This is a genomic window from Hominimerdicola alba 8, assembly GCF_000178155.2.
Lineage (GTDB): Bacteria > Bacillota > Clostridia > Oscillospirales > Ruminococcaceae > Hominimerdicola > Hominimerdicola alba_C.
In genome coordinates this window covers 32115-44026 of sequence record NZ_ADKM02000128.1, presented here as the reverse complement: position 1 = coordinate 44026, position 11912 = coordinate 32115, and the positions used below count along the sequence as shown (strand labels likewise).

Annotated in this window: 9 protein-coding genes; 2 read left to right on the top strand and 7 right to left on the bottom strand. The window is 48.7% G+C overall.

The genetic code is table 11. The annotated features are described in order from the left end of the window. Window positions 1–11: 11 nt before the first annotated feature. From clpB to CUS_RS16010, 3 genes are all read right to left on the bottom strand, one after another. Entirely contained in the window at window positions 12–2639 is a 2628-nt protein-coding gene (gene clpB, locus CUS_RS16020) for an ATP-dependent chaperone ClpB (protein WP_004167521.1), read from the bottom strand. 49 nt (window positions 2640–2688) lie between these two features. Beyond that, complete coding sequence (locus tag CUS_RS16015) at window positions 2689–3024, bottom strand: hypothetical protein (RefSeq protein ID WP_004167509.1); 336 nt, start codon at window positions 3022–3024, stop codon at window positions 2689–2691. Between the two features lie 146 nt (window positions 3025–3170). Then, the gene (locus tag CUS_RS16010; RefSeq protein WP_242831562.1) at window positions 3171–3827 is read right to left on the bottom strand and encodes a hypothetical protein; all 657 of its coding nucleotides are present in this window, start codon (window positions 3825–3827) and stop codon (window positions 3171–3173) included. Between the two features lie 244 nt (window positions 3828–4071). Between CUS_RS16010 and CUS_RS16005 the strand changes: the two genes are divergently transcribed. Continuing rightward, window positions 4072–4833 carry a hypothetical protein gene (locus CUS_RS16005; RefSeq protein WP_004167506.1) on the top strand — a complete coding sequence of 254 codons (762 nt, stop codon included), beginning with the start codon at window positions 4072–4074 and terminating at the stop codon, window positions 4831–4833. Window positions 4834–4979: 146 nt separating this feature from the next. Continuing rightward, on the top strand, window positions 4980–6011 hold the full coding sequence (locus tag CUS_RS16000; protein ID WP_004167522.1) for a CPBP family intramembrane glutamic endopeptidase: 1032 nt from the start codon (window positions 4980–4982) through the stop codon (window positions 6009–6011). Between the two features lie 54 nt (window positions 6012–6065). Here the strand turns inward: CUS_RS16000 and CUS_RS15995 are convergent, their stop codons facing one another. The 4 genes from CUS_RS15995 to CUS_RS15980 form a co-directional block, all read right to left on the bottom strand. Then, the gene (locus CUS_RS15995) at window positions 6066–6821 is read right to left on the bottom strand and encodes an AIM24 family protein (RefSeq protein WP_004167545.1); all 756 of its coding nucleotides are present in this window, start codon (window positions 6819–6821) and stop codon (window positions 6066–6068) included. A gap of 88 nt (window positions 6822–6909) precedes the next feature. Next, entirely contained in the window at window positions 6910–8682 is a 1773-nt protein-coding gene (locus tag CUS_RS15990) for a dynamin family protein (protein ID WP_004167513.1), read from the bottom strand. Next, window positions 8679–9659, bottom strand: a complete 981-nt coding sequence (locus CUS_RS15985) for a M48 family metalloprotease (RefSeq protein ID WP_004167500.1) — start codon at window positions 9657–9659, stop codon at window positions 8679–8681. The genes CUS_RS15990 and CUS_RS15985 overlap by 4 nt, the downstream gene beginning before the upstream one ends. A gap of 71 nt (window positions 9660–9730) precedes the next feature. Beyond that, window positions 9731–11836, bottom strand: a complete 2106-nt coding sequence (locus tag CUS_RS15980) for a dynamin family protein (RefSeq protein ID WP_002852663.1) — start codon at window positions 11834–11836, stop codon at window positions 9731–9733. Window positions 11837–11912: the final 76 nt, after the last annotated feature.

Below are 11912 nucleotides of genomic sequence, written 5' to 3'. Positions count from 1 at the left end.
GTTCTTTTACGTTATTCTTCCACCACAGCGGGCGCAACTGTTTCTACATTGAAATTGTTGCCGTCGTAATCGACTTTCATCACGCTGTCTGCGGCGGGGTCGTCGCGAATTATCGCTTTGGCAAGCAGAGTTTCCACGTTGCTCTGTATAAAGCGTCTGAGGGGTCTTGCACCAAACGCCATGTTGTAACCCTGATCGACTATCGCCGCCTTTGCGGATTCGGTTATCTCCATTTTCAGGCGCTTGTCTGCAAGGCGCTTTTCAAGACTCTTCAGCATCAGACCGCATATGCTGTATATCTCGCTCTTCAGAAGCGGCTTGTACATTACCACCTCGTCAAGACGGTTGAGGAACTCGGGTCTGAAATGTGTGCGCAGAAGTTCGTTGACCTTTTCTCTTGCCTCATCGGATATATCGCCTGTTTTCTCGTCAATGCCCTCCAGAATGAACGGTGAGCCGAGATTTGAGGTCAGTATTATGACAGTGTTCTTGAAATCTACTGTCCTGCCCTGCGAGTCGGTAACACGACCGTCATCAAGCACTTGCAGAAGTATGTTGAATACATCGGGGTGCGCTTTCTCGACCTCGTCCAGCAGTACCACCGAGTAGGGCTTTCTTCTGACAGCTTCCGTCAGCTGACCGCCCTCTTCGTAGCCCACGTATCCGGGAGGCGCTCCTATCAGCCTTGATACGCTGAATTTCTCCATGTATTCCGACATGTCTATGCGCACCATGTTGTTCTCATCGTCGAACAGCGCCTGCGCTAAGGTCTTTGCAAGTTCGGTCTTGCCCACACCTGTAGGTCCCAGGAACAGGAACGAACCGATCGGCTGATTTGGGTTGGCTATGCCCGCCCTTGAACGGAGTATAGCTTCGCTGACTTTCTGCACAGCCTCGTTCTGACCGATGACCCTCTCGTGGAGTATGCTCTCCAGTCTGAGCAGTTTGTCGCGCTCGCCCTCCATCAGCTTTGCCACAGGTATGCCTGTCCAGCGGCAGATTATACGGGCTATCTCGTCATCTGTCACCTTGTCCCTCAGCAGAGTATTGCTCTTCGAGGACTGCTCGGCTTTCTTCTCTTCCTCAGCCAGTTCCTTGCGCAGGTTTTCCAGCTTGCCGTATTTCAGTTCAGCCAGCTTACTGAGGTCGTAGTCGCGCTCTGCCTTTTTGATCTCACCGTTTACCGCGTCTATTTCCTCGCGTATCTTCTGCACCTTGCCGATGGCGTTCTTCTCGTTCTCCCACTTTGCACGCATCTCATCGAACTGTGCACGCATATCAGCCAGTTCTTTCTGTACTTCTGCCAGATGTTCCTCAGCCAGCTTGTCAGTTTCCTTTTTAAGTACAGTTTCCTCTATCTCGTGCTGGAGTATCTTTCTGCGCAGGTCATCAAGTTCGGTGGGCATAGAGTCCATCTCGGTGCGGATAAGTGCGCAGGCTTCGTCAACAAGGTCTATCGCCTTGTCGGGCAGAAATCTGTCAGTGATGTATCTGTCAGACAGCACAGCCGCAGTTATCAATGCCTGATCCTGTATCTTTACGCCGTGAAAGACCTCATAGCGCTCTTTCAGACCACGCAGTATGGAGATGGTGTCCTCAACAGTAGGTTCATCGACCATAACGGGCTGGAAGCGTCTTTCAAGCGCTTTATCTTTTTCGATGAACTGCCTGTACTCATTGAGGGTAGTCGCGCCGATGCAGTGCAGTTCGCCACGCGCCAGCATTGGTTTCAGCAGGTTGCCTGCGTCCATAGCGCCGTCAGACTTGCCCGCGCCCACGATGGTATGAAGTTCGTCAATGAACAGTATTATCTTGCCCTCAGACTTCTTTATCTCTTCAACGACCGCTTTGAATCGCTCTTCAAACTCGCCCCTGAACTTTGCGCCTGCGATAAGGCTTCCCATATCCAGCGAGAATATCTGCCTGTCCTTTAAGCTGTCGGGTACATCACCGCTTACGATGCGCTGTGCAAGACCCTCAGCAACGGCAGTTTTGCCGACACCCGGTTCGCCTATCAGCACAGGGTTGTTCTTTGTCTTTCGGGAAAGTATGCGGATAACGTTGCGTATCTCGGCATCACGCCCGATAACGGGGTCAAGTTTGTTCTGCCTTGCCAGTCCCACCAATTCCTGACCGTACTTTTTCAGCACATCATAAGTTTCTTCGGGGTTCTGGCTGGTGACTTTCGCACTGCCGCGCACCTGTTTCAGTGCGGCAAGGAAGCCCGTCTTGTTTATGCCGAAAGTGCGCAGTATCTCGCCTACTTCGGTATTGGCGCATTCCATTATGCCCAAAAAGATATGTTCGACCGAAACATACTCGTCCTTCATCTGTGCAGCGAGGTTCTCGGCTTCCGCCAGTGCGCGGTCAAGCTCGTTGGAAATATATATCTGTCCCTGCGCCCTGCCGCCTACCGTTACCTTCGGTATCTTGTCCACAGCCCTGTCCAGTGCCGACCTGAAAGCGTTCACATCGGTACTCATCTGTGTCAACAGCTGGGGGATAAGCCCGTTGTCATCAAGGCACAGCGCACTCATCAGATGTTCCTGTCCTATCGCCTGATTAGACTGTCTTGCCGCTATATTCTGAGCGTCCTGCACAGCCTGCAACGACTTCTCGGTAAATTTCTGCATGTTCATATCGTTTCCTCCTTTATATAGTCATATTTAGATATTATTATCAGTATTATCAGTATTCACGTATCTCCAAAAACGGCGCATCGCCCATGAAAACATATTCGGCATATTTCCTTTCACCTATGCGCCAGTATGCCCTGCACAGCCCAAAACCGTACTTTCCGCTGGGTTCGCCCAGTTTTTCCACAACCTCATCGTAGGCGGGACAGCTTTTGCTGAGTTCAAGGATATAGTTCTCGGGCATATTTATGATAAAGTCACTGCGCACATCATACACCATGCCGATGACATCTGTTGTAGCCGACTCGGGAATAGTTATGCCAAATCTGCGCTCCGCCTTATAGCAATCCGCCTTAAAATTCAGACAAAATCCAGTCACAAAATCCATAGATCCGAGCTTTTGCGACTGGATTTTGTGAATTTAAATTGTTGGATTGCTATAGTGGTAACAGAGAAGAAAACTGCGACCCCCGCAGTGCATATCATAAGCAGACTGCCCACCGTTATCAGTAATTTCTTTTTCAAACAGCCCACCTATATCACCGCCGTGACAGTTTTCACATAGGCGGCATATTCAGCGCCTATCTCGGCTGAACGGTCTGTGCCGTCGGTCAGACCGTCGAAGTAGGTCTGTATACAGCTGTCCATCAGCCTGATATAGCCTGCAACGGCGTTGGCTATCTGGTTATCTGAAAGCCTTTCAGCCAGCGGCGAATAGAAGTCACGGGTATAGCGCCCGTTTTCTGCCTGTGCGGGCACGCCATCAGGGAATACCTTGCAGAGATTTTTGTTTTCGACCGCCAGCCACAGTTCAAAGAAGCCTTCTGCCGCCGCCGTAAGCTGTTCACTCTTGGTACGGAAAGCGACTTTCAGTCTGCCGACCCTGCCCTGCATATCCCGGCTGAGTTCAAGGCTGTACCGCAAAGTTGGTTTATACTTATATCTGACGGGGCTTTTTATGGCTATCATGCTGTCAGACGGCTGGTCAATGAACAAAAACCGCTGATCCATCAGCTGTTCTATCTCGCTGAATATCTGCCGCATACGCATTTCGGGAGTCATAAGGCTGACACGTTCTGCAAGTATCTGGTTTATCAGATTTGAGCGGCTGGTATTCATCGAATACGCCATACGGTCGATAGCCTCAACAACTTCGTCTGCAAGCACCAGACTATACACGCTTTTGTTCATCATCTCACCCCTTTTCACTGATAACAGTATAGCACCTTTTAAATAACTTGTCAATGGAATTATATAATTTCGCTTGCGATTTATTAGTATGCACAAGCAAAATGTTTCTCGCAGGAGTTTGTTCGTGCATTATACACAAAATAGTCATAATCATTGTTTATCTCATAAATGACTGCTATAGCTTGCAATTATTGTGCGCATGTGCTAAAATGTAATTGAACTGAAAACCGAAAGGAGATATGTTATGGTATCAATAATAAAAAAAGTACTGATAATATCCGCAGGGATATTTACAGCGATAGCCGCATCGGGCTGTTACGGCGGAAACAAACGTGCTGATGTCAAAAATGCGATCAGCGCCGTAAGCGAACAGTTCGGGGCAGACTTCAAACTCAAATCAAAAAAATTTACAGGCGGTACTATGTGTAATGTCATCGTGACGTGCAGTGAAACAGGCGATAAAGAGATAAGCGTCTTTCAATTCGATGAAAAGCATCCTGTATACACCGATTACATGTTCGTAAGATACGGCGATGACGCTTACTCTGCCATACAAAAAGCCGCCGAAAAAGCCGAAACGGAATGCAAAGTTGTCGTTATTGACCTGGCAGTAAATCATTATCCCAACGTCGCATATAATTCATCTTCTGACCTAAAGACATATCTTGCCAACAACGATTTTGATATAAAAGTCTATATACCGCATAAACTTGACAAGGAAGGACTGATCGCTGAATATAAAAAACTTGCGCTTTCGCTGAGGGACAGCGGTATAAATTGCCATACCCTTGTTCTCGAATGCTGCGAAACTAAAGCAGATCTTGATGCTATGACCCCGCCCGACCATATACCTCACAAAAGAGAAGACTATGATACGGGTGCTTCAGAAGAGTTAAATACATCTATATCCAGCGTGTATCGTTCACTTGCAGAATACTGCGAAGACCCCGATGATCTCAAAGATGTTCTCATAATAGTAGACGGAGTGACCGTTAAAAAAATATAATATGACTGTCCCGATGATACACCGTTCAAATCAGCCGCAGTTTGATGCTTGATCACCCCTGACTGTGTCTTGGCTTTTCTCTTGCTTTTTCTATCGCGCTGTGCTATAATATATATATTATTTTATGATCGGAGTTGATCTCCCACTTGAATTACACACCCTATCCCACGCCCGATATCATCGCCCCGCCTGAGTACTCTTCAAAAAGAAGTGAGCTTTTCCGCGATTGTATCAGACTGGGCGTTATGCTGATAACCTACAGGTTCATGAACAGGCTGACCGCCATGCTTTGTTATCTGGCGGCTTACCGCGTTCTGTCGGGGCATTTTGCAGGCTACAATGCTTCTGTAAACGGGCTTATATCCGACTACAAAGATATCATCAATTCGACCACTTTCAGCATGCTTTTGAATTCGGCAGTGACTATATCATCACTTATCTTCACGATACTGACAGGCTACATCGTGCTGGGTTTCAGCTTCAACGGCTATTTAAGACCTTCCCGTGACGGCGCAAAAAAGGGGCTTTGGTTCTTCCCTGCCTGCTTTTTGCTGAATATCTTTTCCTCGATGGCGGTCAATTACTTCACTGCCGCGATGGACTCGGTGGGCGTTACTATCCCCGAAGCTGATTTCTCCATCAAAAATCCCTCTGTTGCGGCAGTGGCGTTCCAGTTTGCGTATATCGCGCTTGTAGCGCCGCTGATAGAAGAAGTCGTCTATCGCGGAATGATACTTGGTGCGCTTTCAAAGTATGGCGAGATACCCGCTATCGTCTTTTCGGCGCTGTGTTTCGGGCTGATGCACGGAAACATACCGCAGGCGGTATCAGCTTTCATCACAGGGCTTGCATACGCAAGCATTGCTGTCAGCAGTGGTTCGATACTCCCCTCGCTCATCATTCACTCGCTGAACAACATTCTGGTGAGTATGCAGGAGTTGGGCAGTACGCTGGGCATTCCCCACATTGACACTATAGCGAGCACTTTGCAGGTGCTTTCGGGCATTATCGGCGTATATGTTTTCATGACCCGCTACAGCTATTTCAAGCACGACCGCAGACAGGCGCTCCCCAAAAATGGCGAAGTCACAAAGGTCATCTACAGAAACCCCGCCGTTATCATCTACCTGCTGATACTGGTATGGGCGATAATCGAAGGCATACTAAAAGCCAACTGACAAAAAAACTCCCCGCGCGATGCAGGGAGTTTTTTTATGCTGTATCGATATAATTTATACGGGTGCCATAAGTATTCTGCCTGTACCTCTGTACACGTTCACCAGACCCTCGCCCGATGCCGCCGAACCTATCAGCGTTGCGGTAGTTCTCTCAACGGTGAATTGCAGGCTCGTAGACCATGCAACAGCCATGTTGCCGTCTATCTTCACGCAGTCATTCTCAAGGTCAAGGACTATCAGTTCTTCTCTCGGCACGCGGCTTTCAAGTGCAACTATGCCCTTACCGTTCAGGCTTGTGTTGAACAGACCCTCGCCGCCCAGCGCCGCAGAGGATAAGTTCGACCTTGCCACCACACCCACGTTAACGCTGTCATCACAGGCAAGGAACATGCCGTCATCGATGGTGACTGCGCCGCCCCATGTGTCTAAGTCTTCAAGGATTATGTACTTGTAGGTGGGTTCAAGGTAAACAAAGCCCTGACCTGTGTATCTGGGCTTTATGGCAGATTCGCCCGTTACACTGCCGCCTATCATCTTTTTGAAGAAATCACCTGCGCCCTTGACATTTGTAGCCACCTGCACATCGCCTGTCATGACCTGCATAGCGCCTGCCTGCAAGATGATGCCGTTGCCGTTCAGCCTTGCGATGACCTGTCTTTTGCGCATGTTCATCTGTGCCATGAAATACTTTGTTTCAGCCGATACCGAGTCCACCGAAACATCCCGCTTATACTCTACGACAGAAAAATTACCTGCCGAAGCTACGACATCTCTGACCTCAGTAGGCTGGAAAATGTTTGTTCTTACCATGTTTATCTCTCCTTTGTGTGTTCATTTATCACTATCTCCCCGCCGTCGGCAGGGAGATATATGACCGCTTTTATATCGTTTCCTGTACTTATGCAGGCAGATTTGCTTCAAGTATCTTCTTAGGTTCTTCAAGGCGTTTGAGTGCATCGGCTATGGTAGCTACCAGTTCGTTCTTGTCGTCATTGTTGACCATTTCCGTCGCCTGTTCGAGGGCAGTCCTGCCGACCTCGACCTGATACTGATACAGGCTTTCGAGCCTTGATATCGCCTTGACTTCAAGATCCTGATACACAGTCTTGATATCCTTGACGATGTTTATTCTTATCTCGTCATAGTTTTCAAGTGCTATGTCGATTATATCCGTCTGCTTTTTCTTCTTCATTATAAGCGAGAAAGTACTCATCGCCGCAGGTGAGAAACTCTCGCTGGTGCCGAACAGCTTAACGCCCATGACACTTCTTGTGACATTCTTGTTTGCGGACATCATCAGCCTTTCCACCGATGGTGCCTTGCCTGCATCGGCTATATTGGAGATGCCAAGCGCCTCAGCAAGTTCACGGCTCATCTTGTCGGTCAGTTCGGTTATGGCATCTCTGTGGCACTCTATGCAGGTGCGGTAAGCCTCGCTCACCTTCTCCATCAGGAAAGAATAGAAATATTTCTCGATATCCTCAGGCGAATAGATATCCTCACCGTTTTCGTCCTTAGCCCTGCATTCGAGTATGCTGGTCCTCAGCTTCGCAAAGAACTCATACATCCATGTTTCTGCTTCCTGCTGCATCTCCAGTATCGAAAGGTGCAGCGCGGGCTTTCTCTTTTCAAGTTCTGCCGCCAGCACATCGCACTGCTCTTCAAATTCCCTCGCCTTGTTTTCGAGAAGCTGGTTATCCATCTCAGCCATCTCGCTGATTATCTGCAAGCGCGAACTAATCTCAGAGTGCATCTGGTCGAGCATCGTCAGCACGCGCTTTGAACGTATAACGTCCTTCTGCATGATGATATCTCTTTTAAGCGAAAGTTCAAACTGCAAGAACTGAGTTTCGTAGAACTCCCTCGTGCCCTTGTCGATGGGTCTTTCCTCGCCCAGCTTGCGCTTCAGTTCATCGCCGCCGCTTATGCCGTAGACGAATGCGTTCGGCACTATCCTCTCGGATATGCCTCTGAATCGGCGCATTATCTTGTTGACATCAGCCATCGAATTGAGCGAGTCGATCATATTCACCAGCACATACAGCATGCCGAACCTCTGCGGCGAAACATGTGTCGCCAGAAAGACCTGCTCAGTTTCCGAAAAAGGCAGCAGGCAGCTTGCCGCATACATTATGGCATCAGCATTCACGATATATTCCTGCACTTGTTTATCAAGGCTCTCCAGGTCGGAAAGACCCGGAGTATCGACTATCCTGATATTTTTGAGTATGGGCGCGTTGTCCTTTATCTGCACACAGCTTATCTTCGCGGGGAACAGCTTCATGCGCTTTTCAAGGTTCTCGCGGGTTATATCCTCCAGCACCAGCGGCACGCGCTGACCGTTTTCCAGTATGGCTTCCACCGTCTGGGTATGACCGAATGATATCTCATTTATAGTATAGGTTTCGGGCGTTACGTTGATAGGTGCCAGCTTCTTGCCCAGCAAAGCGTTGATTATAGTGCTCTTGCCGCGCTTGAATTCACCCAGTATCACCAGCGTGAAAGGTTCTTCACACCTTTTATCGACCAGTGCGCGGAACTCTTTGAGATGTTCGACACACTCTCTGCCCAGTATCTCAGCTATCTTATCATCTTCTATCAGATCACTCAGCTGATCTCTCACAGTGCTGATATTCTCATCGGAAGCCATCAGATTTTCCTGTTCTCTCATAGCTGACCTCCGTTCCCGACAATGACGCTTGTGCGCACGTCGCAAATTTGTCCGCTTTCAGCATGACCGTCCATATCAGTAACATCTGTGCGCCACGAATAGAGGGTCTTGCAGTACAGAAATTCACTGCATGCCAGCAGGTACCTCTCAACATCAGAGAGCGTGCCGTCAACGCTGATATTTCTCGAAGTGCTTGAATGCACTTTTTCGCTCAGTTCAGCCAGTTTGTCATAGCTGATGCCATGCTGTGAACGTCCGTAAAAATCCACATAATCCTTGCCGTACAGCCCGCACATTATCTTAAGGTACTGACCCGGCTTATCAAGACATATCATGCCTGCGCGGTTAGCCGTAACATCGGCATACCTGACCCACTGCACCAGCAGTGAATACACCTGACTGCCTATCGGCTGATTGAATGCTCTGTCTATCGGGCGGAACACCTCGTTATTCACATTGAGGTATGTGTACGCCATATTGAAAGAGCAGTGATTATTCTGTATCCTGCCGCACTCACAGCCTATCAGAACCATAAGTTCGTCATCGCTGCAAAATTCCAGCAGCTTTTTCGTGAGCACTATGCAGGGCTCTATCAGGTCACTGGCTATGGAATATGCCAGCGGTCTGTTAAGATCTTCGCGTATAAAGACTATCGGCACTATCAGTTCCAGCCTTTCTGCGCATTTTCTTACTTTATCATATATATCGGGATATTTCAGCGGACCCACCTGATCGCATTTCATGAACAGGTGCTTGGCTTCCGCCGCGATATCCTGTGTGTTTACCGCCTTGAACAGCTTTGCGCTGCCCCCCAGACCGTTTATCTTCTGCCTTACCACAAAGTCCGACTCAAAGGCATAGTCAAGACTGCCGTCTACCATATGGCTCTGATAAGACCGCGTATATGCGTTAAGATATGAACGAAACCCCGTATCTATCTGAAGAAGCGGATTGACCTTATCTCTCATGTCACTCATCGAGTGCCCTCCTTATTAGATAATGAGAAACTTTGCCTTTACACCACAGCGAAGTTTCCCTGTCAGCTTCTTCATTCAGCTGTCTGCACACTGTCCTCAGCAGGTGCATTTATGTCAGCGGTCTGTATGCTGACATCATCGTTGAGCACCTTTCTGACTGCGTAAGCGTCCTGTACCAGCTTACTTGCAGTTTCAGCGATAACGTGCAGTCTTTCCATCTCCTTCTGCGATACCTCAGACTTTTCAGCCTTAAGGTCGTTCAGGTTATCGAGAGTTTCCTGTGTATCTCTCAGGATTATCTCGGTTTCTTCTTCTATCTTGCTCTTTATGCTGTCAAACGAAGAGAATACCTGACGTCTTACAGTTTCGGTGAAGTCGTTGTTCAGCTTCATCTCGTGGAACTGCTTCTTGACGTTAGCCTTGAAATTGGTCTTGTACTTATCTATCCTCTCCTTGACCAGCACCTTTTCTATGGCGAAATTAGCGGTGAACGAGCCTGCGATGCCAGCAAAAGCCATCATCACCAGCATAACGGGCAGAAGTCCCGTAGAAAGCCCGAAGAACGAGCCGAAGAATGCAGCCGCATAGTAGGTCGCATAGAAACCTGCCAGACCTGTTGCACCGCCCAGCAGTGCGCCCTTAGCGCCCGACTCTCTGAAGCCCATGTAAACGCCGCCGACACCCCACATGCCTGTTGCCGCGCCGATGACCTTATCCAGTGTACCGCCGTTCTGCGACAATCTGTCAGATACCGAGAACATTTTCTGTATCTCCTCAACGCTTTCAAAGAACTCGTCCTCGAAAGCCTGCAATCTTTCAGTTTCGCCGCTGACAGCGCTGTTTATGCTGTTCTGTATCTGCTCGCAGATTATCTGCGCTCTCGCTTCCATGCTCTCCTTTATCTTCTCGGTGAGCTTTGAGCTTACCAGCTTTAGCCTGTCCTTCTTGAAATCCTCAGAGGACATCTGGAAATTGTCGATAACTTCCATAGCGGCTTCCTCGATATTGCTCCAATAGCTGTCCAGCACAGGGCGCAGGTCTTCAAAGACCTTGTTAGCCGCATCATTTATCTTGACGAATTCCTGACGTTTCAGGTTTCTTATCTCGTCTATCTCCTTGATGGCGGCATCGTACTTCTCCATGAACTCGTCATTCGCCATCATCAGGGCATTCTCCTGCATTACTACCGAACGCAGTATCTCAGTGCCCGAATTTGTTATCTTATTTGCAAGTATCTGCAAGGTGATGACACCGCGTTCCTGCGTCAGCAGAGTTTCCAGCGCCTTCTCGAACTCAGGGAAGTTCGACTCTTCCAGCAATTCCTGACTGCCGATAGTCTTTGCGGTCAGGGCGCGCTTCGCGTACACGCCTATTACTCTGGGCGTGCCTATCTTACGCTTGTAAACGGCGAACTCCTTGCTGTCTTCGCCCATTACCTTTTTAGCCTTTTCCATCACGTACTTGCCTATACGTGTGCGGACGGTTTCAACTATCTTTGTTTCATCTTCCTGTGTGAAAGTACCGAAGCAGTTTACCACAAAGATTATCCTGCCCACATCGGAGGTCAGCATCTTCTTTTCAAGGAACTCTTTCTCGAACTGTGAGAAAGGCGAATTCGCGCTGATAACGAAAACAGCCGCGTCTATCTTTGGTATTATCGACATGGTGACATTAGTCATCTGGTCATCATCGTTAAGACCTGGAGTGTCGATTATATCAACGTTATTGCGGCAGAACTCGGTATCATAGTAGACGGTGGCTTCCTTTACAGTTTCCGCCTTGCGCTCACTCTCGCTGGTCAGTTTGGTGACATATTCTTCCAGCCTGTCGATATCGACCCTCTCGGAATCGCCGTTCTTATACTCCACCTGCACATAAGGTTCGGTGCTGTATGTAACGCGGTTGAGGGTGGCGGTAGCAGGCAGAACATCTGCGGGCAGTACTTCCTGACCCAGCAGTGCATTTATCAGCGTACTTTTGCCGCGCTTGAACTCACCCACTATAGCGACCTCAAAATGCTCGTCCTTAGCTTTTTCGAGAGTTTCCCTGATAGACTCGGCGGTGTTGACCAGTGCTATCTCCTCGCTGAGCTTAAGAAGCTCCTGCAGATCGGCAGTAAGGTTCCCGACAGTTTCCTTATAACCCGCATAGCTTCCGTAATTGATCTGCTTTTCCATGCAAAGACCTCCGTTTTAAAAATTTCCTTGATCTTTTGACCCGAACTATATCCCGTCCGCCATTACCGCAAGCGGA

What these genes read in the sequence shown, in the direction of transcription:
- CUS_RS15990 (WP_004167513.1), bottom strand. Translation starts at nt 8,682, where the DNA reads ATGAGAGAACAGGAAAATCTGATGGCTTCCGATGAGAATATCAGCACT.
- CUS_RS16015 (WP_004167509.1), bottom strand. Translation starts at nt 3,024, where the DNA reads ATGGATTTTGTGACTGGATTTTGTCTGAATTTTAAGGCGGATTGCTAT.
- clpB (WP_004167521.1), bottom strand. Translation starts at nt 2,639, where the DNA reads ATGAACATGCAGAAATTTACCGAGAAGTCGTTGCAGGCTGTGCAGGAC.
- CUS_RS15985 (WP_004167500.1), bottom strand. Translation starts at nt 9,659, where the DNA reads ATGAGTGACATGAGAGATAAGGTCAATCCGCTTCTTCAGATAGATACG.
- CUS_RS16010 (WP_242831562.1), bottom strand. Translation starts at nt 3,827, where the DNA reads ATGAACAAAAGCGTGTATAGTCTGGTGCTTGCAGACGAAGTTGTTGAG.
- CUS_RS15980 (WP_002852663.1), bottom strand. Translation starts at nt 11,836, where the DNA reads ATGGAAAAGCAGATCAATTACGGAAGCTATGCGGGTTATAAGGAAACT.
- CUS_RS16005 (WP_004167506.1), top strand. Translation starts at nt 4,072, where the DNA reads ATGGTATCAATAATAAAAAAAGTACTGATAATATCCGCAGGGATATTT.
- CUS_RS15995 (WP_004167545.1), bottom strand. Translation starts at nt 6,821, where the DNA reads ATGGTAAGAACAAACATTTTCCAGCCTACTGAGGTCAGAGATGTCGTA.